The sequence below is a fragment of the Candidatus Spyradosoma sp. SGI.093 genome (genome assembly GCF_050314555.1).
In the GTDB taxonomy this organism is placed as follows: domain Bacteria; phylum Verrucomicrobiota; class Verrucomicrobiia; order Opitutales; family UBA953; genus Spyradosoma.
In genome coordinates, this window is the sequence record NZ_JBNPNH010000008.1 from 1 (window position 1) to 19,912 (window position 19,912).

The window sequence follows — 19,912 nt, forward strand, 5'->3', positions numbered from 1 at the left end:
TGTCATTACATACTACGTATATCGGTCTACGAAGTTGAAACGGCCCCGGTAGTTCTTTTAATTTTTCGAGCGCAATCCATACAAGCATTAATAATACTGTTGAATCTTTTCCTCCACTGAATCCTATAATCCATGGTCGGGTCGACTCATCAGCATACGCATACTGATCGAGAATCTCATCTATTACATATTCAACACGTTTATTTCTTATTTTAGGCTTTTTACATCCCATAATAAATCATACACTTTGTTTATCCGATGAAAATCCGCTCATTTCTTATCCGAAAAAATCTTCCAATTGTTCTAAAGAATGCACTCGATAAACGCGCCTTTCCATTTTCCTCTCCAAGTTTGTCTTTCCTGTCAAATTCTCACGCCCCGTCGAAACGATTCGTAAAACTTTTCTGTCTTCCGTAAAAACTCGTACACCTCCGTTTTCACCTATTTTAGAGATGCATCCAACTTAATCAGTTCGGCGGTTTCGGGGACGTCCTTGATGATTTGGGAGGGGAGCGGGCCGACGCCGATGTAGCGCAGGTTCGGGAGCGCGGGCGCGTCGGCGAGCTCGACGATGGTCTTCATCACGAAGGCGACGTAGCGCTTGGCGTTCGCGGGAAGATCGGCGAACGAGCGCACGCCGGAAATGTCCTCCGTCCAACCCGGGAGCGCCTCGTACACGGGAACGAGGGTCTGGCGCAGCGCGTCGTTGCGCGGGACGTGGCGGTAGATTTTTCCGTCGGGGCCCTTGTAGGCGACGCACACGAGCAGGTCGCCGCCCCGCCATTCGTCCGCGGGCGAGAGCGCGTCGAGCTTGTTGATGACGAGGTCCTGATAGCCGCCGTAGCGGAGCGCGTCCGCCTTTTCGACGCAGTCGCACCAGCCGACCATGCGCTGGCGCCCGGAGACGACGCCGAACTCGAGCTTCTTCAGGCGGCGGCACAGCGGGTGTTCGTCGTCCATCTGCGTGAGGAAGACGTGCGTGCCGACCTTCGTGTCGTAGGCCTTGCAGCAGCCCATCGTGTGGACGAGCTGGGCGGGAATTCCCGCGGACTGGAAAAATTCCGGCGTGAACGTGTGCGAGGCGGTGACGTTCGGCGGGAAGCCGTGGCGTTTGTCGAGCCAGTAGGCCTGGCCGAACTCGCCGATGACGTATTCGCCGCGCTTCATCGTGTCGAGCACGAGATCGCGCACGTCGCAGATCGCGGGAACGAGCTCCCGTCCCGCCGTCCAATAGACTTCGACGACCTTTTCGCGGTTGAAGCGGAAGGGCGTTCCCGCGTCGAACTGCGTGAAGTCGAAATCCGCCTCGGCGAAGACGCCGTCCCTGATCGCGGGCGCGTTCCCGCGGACTTCCGCCGCCGTGAGTTTTTTGAAAAATTCGCTCCACAGCTCCGGCGCGACGCGGCAGACGTGCTCGATCGTGCGTTCGGCGCGGTCGAGGCGCGCGTTCATTTTTTCGACGAAAATTTCCTTCGGGCCGAGAAAATCCGCGTAGGTGATCTGCCACTGTCCGACTTCGTCGCAGTACGCGGGCGTGATGCCGCGCCCCGTCGAGCCGCGCGGCAGGTGCTTGAGCACGTTCACGCGGTAATCCTCGAACGCGAGGTCGAGCATGCGGTGCGAGACGTCGCTGAGCATCGTGCGCTCGTCGATGCGCAGGCGCGGGTAAATCGGAATGCCCATTTTTTCGAGCGGGCGCGCCTCCCAGTGGAACTTGCGCGGGTCGGCGACGACGCCGGCGCCGATCGCGAGCACGGCGACGTCCTTTTCGATCACGCCCGCGGGCAGCAGGTTCAGCTTGAGCCCGCCGACCGTGTGCCCGGAATTCGCCCCGCCGTTCACCTTCATCACGACGGAGACGACGCCGCGCTTGCCGGTCTCGGCCTGAAGTTCGCGGATGACTTCGGGAATGAGGCGTCCCTTGCCTTCGTCTCCGGTGCTGATTCCGGTGTCGGCGATGAGTTGGCTGCGAAATTTTGTGAGTGCCATGGCGATTCAAAAAAAATGGTTTGTTCGGAGAAAATAAACGTGTTCCCGCAAAGATAGATGAAAACCCCCGCCGTGTGAATTCTATTTTCGCTCGCGCGGCGGGAAACTCCCGCGTTCCCGCGCGTTTTTGTCGTTGCGCCGGCGCGGCTTCTTTGGAAAATGAGAGACCTCACGTTTTTCCCCCATGATTTACGATTCCAAAAAATTCCTTCTCATCGCCGGTCCCTGCTCCCTCGAAAACGAATTCATCTGCCGTTGCGTCGCGCAGAAGCTCGACGTGCTTCGGCAGAAGTTCCCGCAGCTCAACATCGTCTTCAAGGGCTCGTTCGACAAGGCGAACCGCACCTCCATCAACGGCGCGCGCGGTCCCGGGCTCGAAGCCGGGCTGGAGCTGCTCGCCATGGTCAAACGCGAGTTCAAATTCCCCGTCCTCACCGATGTGCACCTGCCGGAACAGTGCGAAAAGGTCCGCCAGGTCTGCGACGTGCTCCAGATTCCCGCCTTCCTCTGCCGGCAGACGGACCTGCTCGTCGCCGCCGCGCACACCGGCCGCTGCGTCAACGTCAAGAAAGGCCAGTTCCTCTCCCCGCAGGAAATGCGCTACGTGAACGACAAGCTTTCCATCGCGGGCGCGCGCGAAATCTGGCTCACCGACCGCGGCACCGCGTTCGGCTACCAGAATCTCGTCGTGGACATGCGCTCCTTCCCGATCATGAACCGCCTCAACCGCCCCACGATCATGGACGCCACGCACAGCGTGCAGCTGCCGGGCGCGCTGCTGGGTTCCTCCGGCGGGCAGCGCGAATTCGTCCCCGCCCTCGCCCGCGCCGCCGTCGCCGCGGGAGCGTCCGGCCTCTTCCTCGAGACGCACCCCGAACCGGCGAAGGCGATTTCCGACTCCGCGACGCAGCTCCCGCTCACGGCGCTCGACGACCTGCTCGACGATTGCCTCAAGATCTGGGAACTCGTCGGCAAATCCGTCTCCAAGGTCGGCTGAAGAGCCTCGAGGACGTTCCCGCAGGAATTTTGCCGGAAGCGGCGGAAGCGCGAAGACTTCCGCCGCTTCCGGCAAAATCGTTTTTTGAAAACGCTCTTCGCCCCTCGTCCGGAATTTGACATGCTGTCAAACTTTTTTGGCTTTACCCGTCAAACAATATATGTCAGCTTTGTCAGACTTTCATTACGATTTTGTTAAAAATCTTCACTCAAAAACCAAAAGATCCTATGAAATCAGTCCTCCTCCCGACCGCGCTCCTCGCGGCAGCAATGACCGTTCCCGCGATCGCCGCGACGCCGACTTCCGGCGAAGCGCAGAATCTTCCGCCGGCGAAGACGGAAATGTCCGTCGCCGCCCTTCAGAAGATGCAGCAGACGATCGAAGCCGACGAAGCCATCATCGACGAACTCGAGCTCAGCTCGTGGACGCTCGAAGACCTCCCGCCGGACGAACAGTTCCGCGACATCGCCGCGGCGATCAACCGCAAATTCCCCGAAGGCGAAGGCCGCCGCGACGCGATCGCCAAAGTCTTCGGCGACGACTACGTGGACACCATGGCGGGAACGCTGGACAGCCCGGAAAAGACCGAATCCGTCGAAAAGCTGCTCGGCGAGGCGCACAAGCTCTTCCTCAGCTACGAAAACCGCAACGACGTCTCCGACTGGGGCTGGGGCGAAGCCTGGGGCGTCACGATCGCGCCGGACATCGGCACGCTCGGTCTCGGCATTCAGGTCGGCTACGAGTTCAACAAGTATTTCAAGATCCGCGCGCACTACGGCAGCGGCAAGATCAGCCACAAAGGAACGCTCTCCGACGCGACCTACGACACCTCGTGGAAAAACAACAACAATTTCGGTGTCTTCTTCGACTGGCACCCGCGCGGATCGCAGTTCCACGTCACGGCGGGTCTGATCCGCATGGATCCCCGCGTCCGCATCGAAGCGAAATATCACGGCACCTCCACGGCCTACCACACGCCGGTCGGAGGCGTTCCGACACCCGCGCGATACGACGTCTACTCCGACTATCTGATGGACGGCGAATGGGAAAACGACATTCAGCCTTATCTCGGTTTCGGCTGGTCCACGGACGGCGGACAGGCGCGCACGTTGTTCTTCACCATCGACATCGGCATCGCTTACCTTGGGGAAGGCTCCTACAAGGAATCCGGTCGTCCTAAATTCTATCGCGACGGCACGTGGATCGGTTCCGATCCGGGAGATTGGGCTGCCGGCGCCGCCGTTCCCGAGGCCGGCGACACGGACGCCATGAAAACCCTCAACAACCTCGACAAAAACGTCCGCGATGTCGTCAGCACTGTCGCAGATTTCCTCAACGACATGTATGTCTATCCGGTGATTCAGTTCGGCGGCGGCATCCGCTTCTGAGCGTTCCCGCGAACGTCCGCAAAAAAGCGTTCCCGCAGTTTTCGCGGGAACGCTTTTTTCGTGTCCGACGCGGCGGAGCGCCTCAGGCTCCGGGCTTCGCGGCGCGGAGGGTTGCTTCGGCGGCAACGCGGCGGGCGAGCGCGTCCGCGGCGAGCACGTCGTTCAGGTCGGCGGGTTCGCGGGCGGGGATTTTCGCCAGCGCGCCTTCGATGATTTCCGGAATCGCGAGATAGGGAATTTTTTCGTCGAGGAAGGCGGCGACCGCGACTTCGTTCGCGGCGTTGAAGACGGCGGGAGCGACGCCGCCCGCGCGGGAACAGGCGCGCGCAAGCCGCAGGCACTTGTATTTTTCGTAGTCCGGCGCGCGGAACTCGAGCGAGAGCGCCCGCGAAAAATCGAGCGACGGGCGCGTTCCCGCCGGGCGTTCCGGCCAGAAGATGCAGTGCTGAATCGGGAACGTCATCGACGGCGGCGCGAGCTGCGCGAGGATCGAGCCGTCCGTGAACTTCACCATCGAATGCACGACGCTCTGCGGATGCACGACGATGTCGATGCGCGATTCGGGAACGTCGAAAAGCCACGTCGCCTCGATGAGCTCGAGCCCTTTGTTCGCCATGCTCGAGGAATCGACGGTGACCTTCGGCCCCATGCTCCAGTTGGGATTCGTCAGCGCGTCGGCGGGCGAGACCTTCGCCATCTGCTCGAGCGTGAGGTCGCGGAAGGCGCCGCCGCTCGCGGTGAGGATGATGCGGTCCACGCGCCGCGCGGGCTCGGAGCCGATGCACTGGAAAATCGCGTTGTGCTCGCTGTCCATCGGCAGAATCTTCACGCCGCGTTCCCGCGCCGCCGCCATGACGAAGCGCCCCGCGAGCACGAGGATTTCCTTGCTCGCGACGGCGACGTCCTTGCCCGCGCGGATCGCCGCGAGCGTCGGTTTCAGCCCGAGCGTGCCGACGACGGCGGTGATCACGAGATTCGCCTCGGCGAGCGTCGCGATTTCCTCCAGCCCCTCGGCACCGACGAAAAAGCGCGTTCCCGTGGGGAAGTCTCCGGAGGCGCGCGCTTCCGCGGCGGCGGTTTCGTCGAAGATCGCGACGTTCCTCACGCCGTATTTTTTCGCGATCGCGGCGAGTTCGCGCCAGCGCACGTTCGCGGCGACGCCGACGAGCTCGACGGCGTCGCGGTGCGCGTCGACGACTTCGAGCGTGCTTTTTCCGATGGAGCCCGTCGCGCCCAGTAGAATGATTTTTCGCATGGAGGAAGAAAGGTTATGAAGGTTATGAGGTGGTGAGTTTCCGGATTTTCGGCGTCCGCCTCACGCCAGGCGGACCTGCCCCGTGCCGTCGATGAGATATTTGTAGGTCGTGAGCGCCTCCAGCCCCATCGGCCCGCGCGCGTGGAGTTTCTGCGTGGAAATGCCGATTTCGGCGCCGAAGCCGAACTGCCCGCCGTCGGTGAACGCCGTCGAGGCGTTCGCGTAAACGCAGGCGGCGTCCGCTTCGCGTTGGAAACGCGCGATCGCGGCGGGATCCTCGGCGACGATCGCCTCGCTGTGGCGCGAGCCGAAGCGCGCGACGTGCGCAAGCGCCTCGTCGATCGAGGCGACGACGCGGACGCTCATCTTGTAGTCCAGAAATTCGGTGCCGAAGCTCTCCGGCGTCGCGCGGCGCAGCAGGCGTTCCGGATACGTTCCCGCGAGCGCGGCGAAAGCCGTCTCGTCGGCGAAGATCTCGACGTTCTTTTCGGCGAGCTTTCCGCAGAGCTCGGGAAGATCCGCGACGCGCGCGGCGTGGACGAGCAGACAGTCCAGCGCGTTGCAGACGCCGACGCGGCGCGTCTTCGCGTTGAAGACGATTTCGCGCCCTTTCGCGACGTCGCCCGACGCGTCGAAATACGCGTGGCAGATGCCCGCGCCCGTCTCGATGACGGGAACGCGCGCGTTCTCGCGCACGAAATCGATCAGCGCGCGCGAGCCGCGGGGAATCGCCAGATCGACGCGCCCGACCGCGTGCAGCAGCGCGAAGGTCGCCTCGCGCGGCGTCGGCAGCAGCGCGCACGCCGCCGCGGGAACGCCGCTCCGCTCCAGCGTTTCGCGGACGATTCCGGCGAGCGCGGCGTTCGTCGCCTCCGCGTCGCGGGAGCCCTTCAGCAGGCAGACGTTCCCGCTCTTCAGGCACAGCGAAAAGACGTCGAGCGTCACGTTCGGGCGCGCTTCGTAAATTACGCCGATCACGCCGACGGGCACCGTCCATCTGCGGATGCGCAGGCCGTTCGGGCGGACGTCCTCGTAAATCACCTTGCCGAGCGGCGACGGGAGCGCGGCGACGCGACGCATGTCTTCGGCGATCGCGGCGAGGCGTTCCCGCGTCAGCAGCAGGCGGTCGTATTTCGGATCGTCGCGCGACATGCGCGCGCAGTCCTCGGCGTTGGCGGCGAGAATCGTTTCCGCGCGCGCCTCGACGGCGTCGGCGACGGCGCGGATCGCCGCCGAGCGCGTCGCGTCGTCCGCGCACGCGATCTTCACGCACGCGGCGCGGGCTTCGTCGAAAATTTTTTCGCAGATTTCTTCGATGGTCGGCATGGCGTTTCAGTCCAGGAAAAGGTAGTCGTAATGAACGATCTCGCGCGCTTCGGCGTGCGGATTTTCGAGCAGCGAAAGCAGCTCCGCGCCGCTGCAGAGCGCCTTGCCGTAGCCGATGACGGCGCCGTCCGCGTTCAGCACGCGCACGAGCTCGTCGCGGAAGAATTCGCCGCAGCAGCGCACGACGTCGTCGGAGCGCAGGCTGCGCGGGCGCCCGGCGCGAAGCTCGGCGAGCGCGGCGTCGGAGACGACGATTTCGCGGCGCGCGGGCGCGTCGGCTCCGCGCGGCGGCTTCGGCGCGGGAACGAAGCGCGTGCAGAGCGTTCCCGCGGGATCGTCGAGGAGGCGCAGCAGAATGTTCTCCGCCTTGCCGTCGGCGATGACGACGGGAATGCCCTCGGCGGCGACGCGGCGCGCGATGCCGCATTTCGTCAGCATTCCGCCGCGCCCGAACTGCGACTTGCCGCGCGTCACGCAGACGGAAAGGTCGGCGTCGTCGGGACGGATTTCGCGGATCACGCGCGAGCCCGGCGCCGCGGGATCGCCGTCGAAGATGCCGGCGACGTTCGAGAGAATGACGAGCATGTCGGACTCCGTCATCCGCGCGACGAGGCCGGAAAGCTCGTCGTTGTCCGTGAACATCAGCTCGGTGACGGAAATCGTGTCGTTCTCGTTCACGACGGGCACGACGCCGTTGGCGAGCATCACTTCCATGCAGCGCTTCTGGTTATCGTAGTGCGAGCGCGTCGCGAAAAATTCCTTCGTCGTGAGCACCTGCCCGCAGGCGCTGCCGTTCCCGCGGAAGAAGTCGAAATAGCGGTTCATCAGCTTCGCCTGGCCGACGGCGGAAAAGAGCTGGCGCGCGGAGACCGCGTCCAGCGAATCCGCGGGAACGCTCAGCTCGCTGCGCCCCGACGCGACCGCGCCGGAGGAGACGACGACGACCTGCACGCCGCGCCGGTTCAGCGCGACGACCTGATCGACGAGCGCGGACATGCGCGTGACGTCGAGCGTGCCGTCGGCGCGCGCGAGCACGTTGGAACCGATTTTTACCGTGATGCGTTTCATGCTGAAAGAGTTTGCATTCCTGTTTTCGGTGTTCTCTTGTCACCTGTCGCTTGCTTTTCCCGCCGCGGCGCGCAGACCGGCGACGACCGCGCTCGTGAAGCCCGCCGCCTCCATCGCGTTGAGCCCGCGGATGGTCACGCCGCCGGGCGTCGTCACGCGGTCGATTTCCGCTTCGGGGTGCGCCCCGCTCCGCTCCAGCACGGCGACGGCGCCGCGCAGCGTGCGCAGCACGATTTCGCGCGCCTCGTCCGGATAGAAGCCGAGCTCGACGCCGCCCTCGCACGCCGCGCGGACGTAGCGCATCGCGAAGGCGATTCCGCACGACGCGAGCGCGGCGGCAGCCGCCATCTTCGCTTCGGGAACGACGCGCGTCTCGCCGAGCGCGTCCAGGATTCCGCGGAGCTCGGCGAGGCGTTCCCGCGGCGCGCCCTCCGCCGCCGAGACGAACGTCGCGCTTTCGCCGCAGACGGCGGCGGTGTTGGGCATGACGCGGAAAACCGCGCGTCGGCGCGTCGGATCGTCTCCGCCGAGCGCCCGTTCGAGCTCGCCGAGCGAAACGCCGGCGGCGACGCTCGCGACGGCGGCGTCCGCGGGAAGCGCGTCGCGGATTTCGCGGCAGACGGCTTCGACGAGCCACGGCTTCACGCAGAGAAAGACCCAATCCGCGTCGGCGACGGCGGCGGCGTTGTCGAGCGAGACGCCGACGCCGGGCACGTCGCGCGCGAGCGCGTCGAGCGTCGAGCGCGTCCGCGCGGTGCAGATGATTTGCGCGGCGGGAACGATTCCCTTTCCGGCGAGGCCGCGGGCGATCGCTCCGCCCATGTTTCCGCTTCCGATGACGGCGATTTTCATAACGCCGCGAGGCTACCACTTCGCCCGCCTCCCCGCAAGAACTTCGCTCCGCGCGCGCCGGGCGCGAAGCGCGTTCCCGCCTCGGTCTAAATCACGTTCAGCATCGGGGCGCGGCGGCCGGGGCGCGGGAACTGCAGCGTCACGAGCGTGCCTTCGCCCGGCGTGCTGTCGATGCCGACCTGCCCGCCGTGTTCCCGCATGATGCGCATCACGATCATCATGCCGAGCCCGTGCCCGCCCTTCTTCGTCGTGAAGAACGGCTCGTAGATCCGCGAAATCGCGTCGCGCTCGATGCCGCAGCCCGTGTCGCGCACGCGCAGATAGACGAAAGCGTCGTCGCAGTCCGCCGCGAGATCGAGCGAGCCGCCGTCCTGCATCGCCTCCATCGCGTTCTTCGTCACGTTGAAGATCAGCTGCCGCAGCTGCGACTCGTCGCCGAGCACGACCGGCAGCTCCTTGCCCTGGCGCACCGAACAGCGGATGTTCCGGTTCTCCAGCTCCGCCTTCTGCACCGCGAGCACGTCGAAGACGATTTCCATGAGATTCGTCTTCGCGAGCATCGGTTTCTGCGGGCGGATCGCGCCGAGAAAATTCTTCAGAATCTCGTCGAGGCGCCCGATTTCCTCGAGGCAGACGCCGACGGAGTTTTTGAGCGCCTTCGTCTTCTCCGCGGGAACGTCGAGCTTCGCGAGCTTGCGCTTCATCAGCTCCAGATGGATCTTCATCGAGTTCAGCGGATTGCCGATTTCGTGCGCGACGCTCGCCGCGAGCGTGAAGACCGAATTGATCCGCTCGCTCTCGAGCATCGCCTCCGTGTTCTCGCGCTCGTCCGTGACGTCGCGCACGATCACGCCGAAGCGCGCCGCGTCCCCGCCGAGCATCAGCCGGGAAATCTGCAGGCGCACCCAGCGGTGCTCGGGATAAAAGATCTCGACGTCGCGGGCGACGTTCGGCGCGGGACCGTCCTCGCGCAGAAAATCGAGCGAGCGCCCCAGGTCCGGCACGAGCTTCCACAGCACGGCGGTGCCGACGTCCTTCGGGTTCAGCCCGATGATCGCCGCGCCCGCGCGGTTCGCGTAATCGACCGTTCCCGCCGCGTCGATGACCAGAATGCCTTCCTCGACCGCGTCGAAGACCGTCTCGAGCAGCGAGCGTTCGCGCGCGAGCCGCTGCACGAGAATCGTCAGATTCGTGGAATCCAAATCGTCAAGGCGTCCCAGAATCCGCTCGATGGAGGACGAGCGGCGGGACGCGCCGTTCTGTTTTTCTGAAATCATGCTGAAGACGGGGGTTTGCTTCAATCGTGCCGACTCGCGCCGTTCCCGCAAACTTTTTTTGACGCGAGTCGGCGAAAGAAAGGTGATGAAGTTATGAAGTTATGGAGGTTGATTGCGTTTCGCTTCGCGAAGCCGAGCGCAAAGAACTTTCATAACCTCCATAACCTCATCACCTCCATCACCTTCATAACCCCATCACCTTCCGCTCGAAGCGCGTTCTTTGCGTTTGAACTTCGGGACGCAGGGAAATACGCTCGGCGCCATGAAACTTCGCAGCGATTTTCCCGAAACGATCCGCAACGTCTTCTTCGACTTCGGCGGCGTGATCATGGACGTCGAGCTCTCCCGCACGGTGGAGGCCTTCCGCGCCATGGGCGTGACGCGCCTGAGCGTCGAGGAGACCCAGGTCGGCGCGGGAACGTTCTTCGAGGACCACGAGCGCGGCACGCTCTCGAGCGACGCCTTTCTCGCCAGGCTGCGGGAACGCATTCCCGGAGGCGACGCGATGCCCGCGGAGAAGATCTGGAGCGCGTGGAACCTGCTGCTCGGCGAATTCCTGCCCGAGCGCGTCGCCCTGCTGCGGACGCTCGCGCGGGAACGCCGCTACCGCATCTTCGTGCTCAGCAACACGAACCCGCCGCACCGCGCGCGCTTCCGCGAAATCTTCCGCGAGACCTGCGGCGGCGAATTCGACGCGCTTTTCGAAAAGACCTTCTACTCCGACGAGCTGCTCGCCGTGAAGCCCGAGCCGGAAATCTACGACCGCGCGGCGGCGCTCGCCGGCGTCCTTCCCGCGGAGACGCTCTTCATCGACGACAACCCGAAAAACGTCGCCGGAGCCCGCGCGCGCGGCTGGAACGCCTACCACCTGCGCGTCGGCGAAGAAAGCATCCTCGACCTCTTCGTCGAATGAACAGCCGCGACGGAGGACGACGCGCTGTGTTTTCTTCGCGCTTCAATTTCCCGATGACGCCCAACCGCTGGACGCGCGCGCTGCGCGAGGCCCGGGCGGAAGGCCGCGCCCTGCTCGACCTCGCGGTCTCCAACCCGACCGCCGCCGGGCTTTCGTGGGACGCGGGAACGCTCGCCGCCGCGCTCGCCGCGCCCGAAATCGCGCGCTACGACCCGAACCCGCGCGGAAGCCCCGCCGCCCGCGAGGCCGTCGCCGCGTTTTACGCCGAGACGCACGGCGCGCGCGTCGATCCCGCGGAAATCCATCTCACGGCGAGCACGAGCGAAGCCTACGCCTGGCTGCTGAAGCTGCTCTGCGAGCCCGGCGACGCCGTCGCGATGCCCGTGCCCTCGTACCCGCTCATCCCGTTTCTGTGCCGTATGGAAAATACGGATACGCGCGAATACGCGCTCGTCCGGGACGACGCGCGGGAACGCTGGACGCCGGATTTCGACTCGCTCGCGCGCGCCGCGGACGACCCGCGCGTGAAGGCGATCTTCTGCGTGAACCCGAACAACCCGACCGGCTCCGTGTTCTCCGCGGAAGAACGCGCGCGCCTCGAAGCCTTCGCGCGGGAACGCGGCCTGCCGCTCGTCGTCGACGAAGTCTTTCTCGAATACATGTGCGACGGCGCGGCGGCGGAAAGCTTCGCGACGGCGGAAGGCGGCTCGGTCTTCGTCCTCGGCGGACTTTCCAAGACGGCGGCGCTCCCGCAGATCAAGGCGGGATGGATTCTCACGCGCGGCGACGCGGATTTCCGCCGCGAAGCGACGAGGCGCCTCGACTTCGTCGCCGACACGTTTCTTTCCGTGAGCACGCCCGCGCAGGCGGCACTCCCGGCGCTGCTGCGCGACGCGCCCGCCGTGCGGGAACGCGTCCGCGCGCGTCTCGACGCGAACGAGGCGCGGCTCGCCGCGTGGTGCGCGCGTTCCCGCGACCTGAAGCTGCTGCGCCGCGAAGGCGGCTGGTACGGCGTCGTGCGCCTGCCGCGAGGCGTCGAAGAGGAATCGCTCGCGACGGATCTGCTGCGCCGCGAAGGCGTCGTCGCGCACCCGGGCTATTTCTACGATCTGGAATGCGCGCCCGCGCCGCACCTGGTGTTTTCGCTGCTCGCGCCGGAAGCGGCTTTCGACGCGGCGTTCCCGCGCCTCGACGCCGCCCTGCTCCGCAACTGAACGCGCTCCCGACGATCACTTTTTTTTTGCCTCGCGCGGGCGCGTGCTGTTTCATTTTCGGCATGAGCTCACCTTTCCTCATCATCGCCGTGGACGGCGGCGCCGCGTCCGGAAAATCCTCGACGTCGCGCGCGCTCGCGGCGCGCTTCAACCTGCTCCACGTGGACACGGGAGCGCACTACCGCACGATCGCGCTTTCGCTGCTGGAAAACGGCGTGACGTCGCCCGAAGCCTTCGCCGCCGCGGGAGACGGCGTGCTCGCCGCGCTGAAGACGGGCACGCGGATCGACGGCAACGAGGCGCAGATGAGCATCGGCGGGCGCGTTCCCGCGAGCGCGGAAATCCGCAACGACGCCGTGAACGCGGTCGTGTCCAAATTCGCCGCGATCCCCGCCGTGCGTCGTTTTCTTTTCGACTACCAGCGCGCGCAGGCGGACGTCGCGCGGGAACACGGATTCGCCGGGCTCATCATGGACGGCCGCGACATCGGCTCCGTCATTTTCCCCGACGCGGATCTGCGCGTTTTCCTGACGGCGGACGCCGCCGCGCGGGAACGCCGCCGCGCCGCGGAAGGCATCGCCGACTCAATCGCCGAGCGCGACCGCCTCGATTCCGCGCGCAAGACGGCGCCGCTCGCCTGCCCCGAAGGCGCGACGCTGATCGACAGCACCTTCCTGAATCTGGAGCAGGTCGTCGAAAAGATCTCCGCGATGATCCTCGAAAAAATCCGCGCCGAGGCCTGAACGCTCTCACCCAAAAAAATCCCCCGAAAACCATGAAAGAACTTTTCACCGACAAACTCGTTTACTCGCTGATTTACTATTCCGCCCGCGCGTTCATGAACACGTTCGGCCGGCTCGACGTCTACGGCGAAGAAAACATCCCCGAAGGCGGCTGCCTCTTCGCGGGCAACCACATGAGCTTCATCGATCCGCCGCTGATCGGCTGCTGCATTCCGCACGAGATGTTCTTTCTCGCGCGCAAGACGCTGAACGACAATCCCGTGCTCGCGCGCGTGCTGCCCCACTGCAACGTGATTCCCGTGGACCGCGACGGCGGCTCGGACGTCGCGGCATTCAAGAAGATGTTCCGCGTGCTGCGCGAAGGCCACGCGATTCTGGTGTTCCCGGAAGGCACGCGCAGCAAGGACGGCAAGCTCGGCAAGGCGCAGGGCGGCGCGGGGCTGATCGCGTGCAAGGCGCGTGTTCCCGTCGTGCCGGTGCGGCTTTTCGGCACGAATCAGGTGCTGCAGCGCGGAACCTTCCTGCCGAAGCGCGCGAACCTGGCGGTCTGCTTCGGCAAGCCGATGTCTCCGGAGGAATTCGATCCCGGCAAGGACTGCCCCGACCGTTTCCGCGAGGCCTCCCGCCGCGTCATGGCGCGCATCGCCGCCATGAAGGAACCCGCCCCCTCGAAATACTGAGCCGCGGCGGGAACGCCCGGCGCGTCAGCGCGAGATCCTGAAGCCGAGCGCGAGGATGAGGCGGATCGTCTCCAGCGCCGTGTTGCGGTCGAAGGTTTTTTCGTCTTCGGAGAGCTCTTCGTAGGGGATCAGGCACGGATGGAGCTTCCGCGCGTCGTCGCGCGTCTCGCCCCAACGCCAGCCCTGTTCGAGGCGCGTCCGCGCCCAGACTTCGTGCGTGTTCTTCGAGAGCATTTCGGCGAGCTCGGCGAGTTCGCGCGGAATTTCGACCGCGCGCGTGTCCGCCGGCGCGGGAACGTATTCATTTTTCGGATTCATTCTTCCTCCTCCGAAATTCTGATGAATTCGTAGCCTTCGTCCTTGAGCAGGACGGGCGCGTTCACGATCGGCGCGATGTCCTTCCTCAAGACGGCGAACGGGAGCGCGCTCGTCTTCCGAATGCAGTTGTGGAGACGATAGAGCTTGTCCTGCACCGTGTCGCCGCTTTCGTCGTCGGGGAACGGCTTGTCCCAGAAGCGCGTTCCCGAGAGGGTGCGTTCGGCGAGCCAGCGCCGGTGCTCCATGTCGGCGATCCGGGATTCCGCTTCTCCGGTGAAGGAGGGAAGCGCCTCGCCCCCGCCCGCGGAATTTTTCTGCCGCTTCCGCGCGAAGAATCCCAGCATGCGCAGGTAAATTCTGTAGGAATCCACCTGAAAGCGGTTGCTCCAGCGCTTGTATTCTTCCAGTTTCAGCCACGACGCGTGCATTCCCTCCTTCAGCTCCTTTTTTTCGTCTTGAGAAAGGTTCACGAGATCCTGCCATTTGCCGTAAAGGGCGTTCACGAGCTTGGGCATGTCGTCCCGGATGAATTCCGATTCGAATTCCGGATTGGCGTAGCCGAAGCGGCGGACGTATTTGTAGCGGTCGCCGTCGCGGTCGAGCTTGCGGGAAATTTCGCTGCGCCGCGCCTGGCGGATCAGCACGGTGTTCCCGCCCGGCTTCATGCTCCGATGCTTCGCGTCGTCGTCGCGGTGCTCGAAGACGACGTCCGGCAGGCTGAGCCCCGCGGCGAGCGCGGCGTCGTCGCTTTCGAAACAGATCGCGACGGTGAGCAGGCAATGCCGTTCCCGCGCGCTCGACGAAATCAGCTCGCGGACCTCGGGAGACTCCACCGACGCGCAGACGAAATCGACGTCCACGTCGTAGATCTGCGCGAGATTCGGATAATTCGCTTCGAAGAAAAGCTTGCGCGCGGGATCGCGGTCGACGACGGTGACGCGCGTCTTCGGACCGCCGGCGTTCTCGTCGAAGTTCGCGTAATGGCAGATGCGGAGCGCCTCGAGCACGAGCGCGAGCCCCATCTGATTCAGCCCGACGACGACGAGGTGCACGTGATGCGGGTCGTCTGCCGCGCGGATCGCCAGATAGTCCAGATCGCGGTAATGATACGCGCCGCCGTCGCGCTGTCCGAAAAATCCCCACAGCCGCCGCGCCCAGGTTTCGTAGAAATTGAAGATGCGCGGCGCGACGTGAAGAAAGACGTCGCCGCGGTCGCCGCGGTCGAAGTTGTCCAGTTTCTGAATCGCGCTGTAGGTGGAGACGCTGCAGATCTGCACGTTCACGGGAATGCGTTTCACGGAAGCGCACGCGTTCCCGCGGCGCCTGCCGACGATGTCGTCGAGGAGGCGCATCGCGGACATGTTGCGCACGTCGCGCCCGGAAAGGTCGTCCGCGTCGCCGAGCACGAAAATCTCCCGCGCGTTCCACGGCGCCAAATCGCGCAGACATTCCTTCGAGTCCAGGTCGCCGTAGTAGAAGACGATTCCGCGTCGGTTTTCCCTCTCGCTCGCGAGTTCGGAAAGCAGGCGTTCCCGCGCGCTCTCGACGTCCGCATGCGTCATAATCACAATGTATTCGCCCGCGTAGGCGCCGAACTCTCCCTTGAAGATCGCGCAGATCAGCGCCTCCGTCTCCTCGCCGTTGCCGATGATGACGAAGTGATCCCGGAAGAAGCCGCGGCGATAGCGGAAGAGCCCGCGCGTCCGCTCGTCGCTGATGCTCAGAAACAGGTTCGTGACCGCGGAGATGAAGACGCCGCCGAAGAAGACCAGTCCCGCCAGACGCACGAAAAACGCGGCGGCGAAAAGCCGCGAGGACGAGCCGTAGCGATCTTCGCCGAGGTCGGGAATCCAGTCCGTCCCCGACGTGAATTCGCCCCAGCATTCCGCGAGATGCTTCCAGCCGACGGCGCCGCCGACCAGACAATACAGCGCGAACAGCGCCGCGAAAATCAGCACGGCCCAGCCCGCAAGCTTCAGCACGGTCCGCCAATACCGCCCCGTCGTCAGCACGGACGCCGGAAACGCGCAGGAGCGGAGAATTTTTGAAAACGCACTTTTCGGAGAAATCATGGGAAGATTAAAACTATAATAAGTAGTTTAACCATGAAACGCGCCGCGCGGACTTTTGGCAAGCGCGGAAAGCGGATAGTGGATAGTGGATAATGGACAATTGATAATGAATAGTTGATAGTGAATAATGGATACGTGATGCGGGTTTGCGGCGTCCGCGGGACACATGGGAGCGGAGACGTCCACGTCTCCGTCGCGGGGCGCGGGAACGCCGCGCGAAGAAAATGCGTCTCCTTGCGTCCGGATGGCGCGGGAACGAAGGCAGGAATGCCTTCGCCCCCAAAAAGTAGGTTTTAACCTGCGGGGAAAACGCGAAGCCCCATGCGCGCCGTAAGTGCGCGATTGCGGGAACGCGCGGACGCAAAAAAAAACGCGGGAACGCCGCAAAGCGTTCCCGCGTCTTTCGAATGCGGAATCGTCGAGATTACGCGCCGACGACGTTGCAGACCTTCTCGTCCGCGTTGTAGCGGAGCTCGACGGCTTCGCCGGTCGTCAGATTCGTCGCCTTGACGGAACCGTCCGCCTGCTTCGCGAGCAGGTATTCCGTGCCGTCCGCGTCGGAAATCGTCGTTTCGGCGAGGAGCGGGTTTTCGCCCGTCCAGAACTGAATCGAGTTGAAGATGATGACGTCGAGGAAGCCGCCGATGCCGTAGCAGATGCCGCCCGGGATGATGAAGAGGATTTCGTTCACCCACTTGTTCTTGGAGATTTCCCCGGTGTTGTACTTGTAGACCGTCTTGACGCACGCGAAAGTGCCGGACGTCTTGTTGGAATCACCGAGGCAGCCCGAGAGAACGAGCGCGGAAGCAACGGCCGTGGCGATGATGGCAATTTTCTTTTTCATGTTTTTTTGTTTTTATAGGTTTGTTGTTTCAGTTAACGAAGAAAATGCTTCAGATCAGCGGGTAGCCCGTGAACGGCGAGGGCTCGCCCTTGTTGCGGCGGCGGATGGATTCGAGATACTCGTCGCGGAACTTCGCGATGCCGCCCTGCACCGGCCAGGCTTCGCCTTCGCCGTGCGCGCAGATCGTGCGCCCGCAGATGGTGTCCGCCACGTCCTTGAGCGTGTCGATGTCCTCGGGCGCGCCGTTCCCGTCGCAGATGCGCTTGGTGATGCGCGCCATCCACATCGAGCCTTCGCGGCAGGGCGTGCACTGGCCGCAGGATTCGTGCTTGTAGAACGCGTTGAGGTTCGCGAGCGCCTGGATCATCTCGACGGAATCGTCGAACACGATCATGCCGCCCGTGCCGATGGAGGAGCCGCACGCCATGAGGCTCGCGGCGTCGAGCGGCACGTCTTCGAGCGAGACTTCCTTCTCGTTGCCGGCGGCGTCCTTGATCTTGTATTTTTCGTCGAAGCGCAGCGGCTTCATCGACGAGCCGCCGGGAATGATCGCCTTGAACTTGCGCCCCGGAAGCGGGCCGCCGCACATGTCGTTGAGCAGTTCGCCGACCGTGACCGTTCCCGTGGCGATTTCGAAGACGCCCGGCTTCGCGACGAGCCCGGAAACGTTCATGATGCGCGTTCCCGCGTCGCCCTTCACGCCGATCTTCGCGTAGTTTTCGCCGCCCATGTCGATCGCGTTCAGACACTGGCAGACGGTCTCGACGTTGTTCACGACCGTCGGGCAGTTGTAAAGGCCGAGCACCGCCGGGAAGTAAGGCGGCTTGATGCGCGGCTGGCCGCGCTTGCCTTCGAGCGCTTCGAGCAGGCCCGTCTCCTCGCCGCAGACGTACGCGCCCGCGCCGCGGTGCACGACGATTTCAAGCGAGAAGCCGCTGCCGAGAATGTTCTCGCCGACGAGATTCTTCGCGCGCGCCTCCTCGATCGCCTTTTCGAGAATCTTCGCGCCGTGAATGAACTCGCCGCGGATGAAGATGAACGCCTGCTTCGCCTGCGTCGCGTAGGAGCAGAGCACGATGCCCTCGATGAGCTGGTGCGGGTCGTAGTAGATGACCCAGCGGTCCTTGTGCGTGCCGGGCTCGGATTCGTCCGCGTTGACGACGAAGTAGATCGGCTTGCCGGACTTGCGGTCGAGGAATTTCCACTTCATGCCCGCGGGGAAGCCCGCGCCGCCGCGGCCCTTGATGCCCGCCTTTTCGACCTCGGCGCAGAGCGCGGCGGGATCGCCCGCCTTCATCGCCTTCTTCAGCGTCTCGTAGCCGCCGTTTCTGATGTAGCAGTCGATGTCGGTCGTGTAGCCCGGCGTCCCGATGCGTTTGTAAATGATGCGTGTTTCTTTTGCGTGAGGCATGAGAAATGAAATTTTGCGCGCATGCTAACACCTTCCCGCGGATTTGGGAAGCGGAAAGAGCGCCGCGCGAGGCGCGCTTCGCGCGGAAGGTGATGAGGTTATGAAGTTGATTGCGTTCGGCTTCGCCGAAAGGATTTCCGAAAAACTCTTTCGCGCAGCGAAACGCAAAGAACCTTCATAACCTCCATAACTCCATCACTTCGCTACCTCCAGCGGCGGGAACGCTTCAAAAAAATCTTCAATGCGCGGAGGGTTTTCTTTATGATGAGGCGATAAATTGAACAGCATGAACGAACATCCTTTTCTCTCTTACGAAACAGTCCGCGATATCGCGAAGCGCTTCGGCACGCCGATTTACGTTTACGACGAAAATTCGCTGCGGTGCAACGCAGAGGCGTGCCTCGCGTTCCCGAACGCGTTCGGGCTCACGGTCCGTTTCGCGATGAAGGCCTGCCCGACCGCCGCCGTGCTCCGGCTCTTCGATTCGATGGGGCTGCATTTCGACGCCTCTTCGATCTATGAAGTGCGCCGCGCGATGCGCGCCGGAATCGCGCCGGAAAAGATTTCGCTCTCGACGCAGGAGCTGCCGGAGGATTTCGCCGACGAGATCAAGGCGGGCATCCGCTTCAACGCGTGTTCGCTCGACCAACTCGACCGTTACGGCAAGGCGTTTCCGGGCACGCGCGTCGGCGTGCGCTTCAATCCGGGCATCGGCTCGGGCGCGACGGGCAAGACGAACGTCGGCGGTCCGGATTCCTCTTTCGGCGTCTGGCACGAATACGCGGACGCGGTGAAATGCATTTTGGGCAAGCACGGGCTGACGCTGGAGCGCATCCACACGCACATCGGTTCGGGCAGCGATCCCGCCGTGTGGCAGCGCGCCGCGATTTCCTCGCTCGACATGGTACGGCGCTTCCCGACCGTGGAGACGCTGGACTTCGGCGGCGGCTACAAGGTCGCGCGCGTTCCCGGCGAAAAGACGACCGACCTGCAGGCGTGCGGCGCTCCCGTGCGCGACGCGATCGCGAAGCTCGCCGAAGAGACCGGTCGCCGGCTCCACTTCGAGATCGAGCCGGGCACGTATCTCGTCGCGAACGCGGGCTCGATCGTCGCGCGCGTGCAGGACGTGACGGACACGGGCAAGTTCGGCCGCAGCTTCATCAAGCTCGACATGGGCATGACCGACCTGCTCCGCCCGAGCCTCTACGGCGCGCAGCATCCGACGATGCTCGTGCCGAGTCTGCTGCGCCCGAACACGCCGCCGCGCCCGGTCGTGAACTACGTGCTCGTGGGGCACTGCTGCGAGTCCGGCGACCTCGTCTCGTGCGCGCCCGGCGAGCCGGAAAAGCTCGCGACGCGCGCGTTTCATCAGGTGGAAATCGGCGATCTGTGCGTCATCGGCGGCGCGGGAGCGTACTGCGCGGGCATGTCCGCGAAGAACTACAACAGCTTCCCCGAAGCGGCGGAAGTCCTGATCGGCGCCGACGGGAACGCGCGGCTGATCCGCCGCCGCCAGACGCTCGACCAGATCGTGCAGAACGAAATTTTCTGAACCGGCGCGGGAA

17 protein-coding genes and 1 pseudogene are annotated in these 19,912 nt (G+C 64.0%); 7 read left to right on the plus strand and 11 right to left on the minus strand.

The window, feature by feature from the left end; genetic code table 11:
• Positions 1-211, minus strand: a pseudogene (locus ACQREB_RS07530) (DNA phosphorothioation system sulfurtransferase DndC); the annotation flags it as partial.
• Between the two features lie 230 nt (positions 212-441).
• The gene (locus tag ACQREB_RS07535; protein WP_427767238.1) at positions 442-1,989 is read right to left on the minus strand and encodes an adenylosuccinate synthetase; all 1,548 of its coding nucleotides are present in this window, start codon (positions 1,987-1,989) and stop codon (positions 442-444) included.
• Between the two features lie 184 nt (positions 1,990-2,173).
• On the opposite strand from ACQREB_RS07535, the gene kdsA reads away from it, so the two are divergent.
• Positions 2,174-2,986 carry a 3-deoxy-8-phosphooctulonate synthase gene (gene kdsA, locus ACQREB_RS07540; protein WP_427767240.1) on the plus strand — a complete coding sequence of 271 codons (813 nt, stop codon included), beginning with the start codon at positions 2,174-2,176 and terminating at the stop codon, positions 2,984-2,986.
• A gap of 227 nt (positions 2,987-3,213) precedes the next feature.
• On the plus strand, positions 3,214-4,374 hold the full coding sequence (locus tag ACQREB_RS07545; protein ID WP_427767243.1) for a hypothetical protein: 1,161 nt from the start codon (positions 3,214-3,216) through the stop codon (positions 4,372-4,374).
• Between the two features lie 82 nt (positions 4,375-4,456).
• Here ACQREB_RS07545 and dxr read toward each other — a convergent pair whose 3' ends face one another.
• The 5 genes from dxr to ACQREB_RS07570 all read right to left on the minus strand — a co-directional run bounded on the left by dxr (position 4,457) and on the right by ACQREB_RS07570 (position 10,152).
• Positions 4,457-5,629, minus strand: coding sequence for a 1-deoxy-D-xylulose-5-phosphate reductoisomerase (gene dxr / locus ACQREB_RS07550; RefSeq protein ID WP_427767245.1), 1,173 nt, complete (start codon positions 5,627-5,629; stop codon positions 4,457-4,459).
• Between the two features lie 60 nt (positions 5,630-5,689).
• Positions 5,690-6,955: a glutamate-5-semialdehyde dehydrogenase gene (locus ACQREB_RS07555; RefSeq protein ID WP_427767246.1), complete on the minus strand. Its 1,266-nt coding sequence runs from the start codon at positions 6,953-6,955 to the stop codon at positions 5,690-5,692.
• A 6-nt stretch (positions 6,956-6,961) separates the two neighbouring features.
• A complete protein-coding gene (gene proB, locus ACQREB_RS07560) occupies positions 6,962-8,023 on the minus strand; it encodes a glutamate 5-kinase (RefSeq protein WP_427767249.1) in 1,062 nt (353 codons plus the stop codon).
• A 39-nt stretch (positions 8,024-8,062) separates the two neighbouring features.
• On the minus strand, positions 8,063-8,875 hold the full coding sequence (proC, locus tag ACQREB_RS07565) for a pyrroline-5-carboxylate reductase (RefSeq protein WP_427767252.1): 813 nt from the start codon (positions 8,873-8,875) through the stop codon (positions 8,063-8,065).
• 86 nt (positions 8,876-8,961) lie between these two features.
• On the minus strand, positions 8,962-10,152 hold the full coding sequence (locus ACQREB_RS07570; protein WP_427767255.1) for a two-component system sensor histidine kinase NtrB: 1,191 nt from the start codon (positions 10,150-10,152) through the stop codon (positions 8,962-8,964).
• A 262-nt stretch (positions 10,153-10,414) separates the two neighbouring features.
• Here ACQREB_RS07570 and ACQREB_RS07575 point away from each other — a divergent pair, with 262 nt between their 5' ends.
• The 4 genes from ACQREB_RS07575 (at position 10,415) to ACQREB_RS07590 (ending at position 13,702) form a co-directional block, all read left to right on the plus strand.
• Positions 10,415-11,065, plus strand: coding sequence for an HAD family hydrolase (locus tag ACQREB_RS07575; RefSeq protein WP_427767258.1), 651 nt, complete (start codon positions 10,415-10,417; stop codon positions 11,063-11,065).
• Positions 11,066-11,118: 53 nt separating this feature from the next.
• A complete protein-coding gene (locus tag ACQREB_RS07580) occupies positions 11,119-12,279 on the plus strand; it encodes a pyridoxal phosphate-dependent aminotransferase (protein ID WP_427767260.1) in 1,161 nt (386 codons plus the stop codon).
• 62 nt (positions 12,280-12,341) lie between these two features.
• A complete protein-coding gene (locus ACQREB_RS07585; RefSeq protein WP_427767262.1) occupies positions 12,342-13,022 on the plus strand; it encodes a (d)CMP kinase in 681 nt (226 codons plus the stop codon).
• A gap of 32 nt (positions 13,023-13,054) precedes the next feature.
• Positions 13,055-13,702 (plus strand): lysophospholipid acyltransferase family protein, encoded by a 648-nt coding sequence (locus ACQREB_RS07590; RefSeq protein WP_427767264.1) that lies wholly within the window; start codon positions 13,055-13,057, stop codon positions 13,700-13,702.
• 24 nt (positions 13,703-13,726) lie between these two features.
• Here ACQREB_RS07590 and ACQREB_RS07595 read toward each other — a convergent pair whose 3' ends face one another.
• The 4 genes from ACQREB_RS07595 to nuoF all read right to left on the minus strand — a co-directional run bounded on the left by ACQREB_RS07595 (position 13,727) and on the right by nuoF (position 18,347).
• On the minus strand, positions 13,727-14,020 hold the full coding sequence (locus tag ACQREB_RS07595) for a RyR domain-containing protein (protein ID WP_427767265.1): 294 nt from the start codon (positions 14,018-14,020) through the stop codon (positions 13,727-13,729).
• The gene (locus ACQREB_RS07600; protein WP_427767267.1) at positions 14,017-16,092 is read right to left on the minus strand and encodes a hypothetical protein; all 2,076 of its coding nucleotides are present in this window, start codon (positions 16,090-16,092) and stop codon (positions 14,017-14,019) included. The genes ACQREB_RS07595 and ACQREB_RS07600 overlap by 4 nt, the downstream gene beginning before the upstream one ends.
• A gap of 424 nt (positions 16,093-16,516) precedes the next feature.
• Positions 16,517-16,936, minus strand: coding sequence for a DUF3332 family protein (locus ACQREB_RS07605; RefSeq protein WP_427767269.1), 420 nt, complete (start codon positions 16,934-16,936; stop codon positions 16,517-16,519).
• A gap of 49 nt (positions 16,937-16,985) precedes the next feature.
• Positions 16,986-18,347 (minus strand): NADH-quinone oxidoreductase subunit NuoF, encoded by a 1,362-nt coding sequence (gene nuoF / locus ACQREB_RS07610; RefSeq protein ID WP_427767271.1) that lies wholly within the window; start codon positions 18,345-18,347, stop codon positions 16,986-16,988.
• Positions 18,348-18,624: 277 nt separating this feature from the next.
• Between nuoF and ACQREB_RS07615 the strand changes: the two genes are divergently transcribed.
• On the plus strand, positions 18,625-19,899 hold the full coding sequence (locus ACQREB_RS07615) for a diaminopimelate decarboxylase (protein WP_427767273.1): 1,275 nt from the start codon (positions 18,625-18,627) through the stop codon (positions 19,897-19,899).
• Positions 19,900-19,912 lie beyond the last annotated feature (13 nt).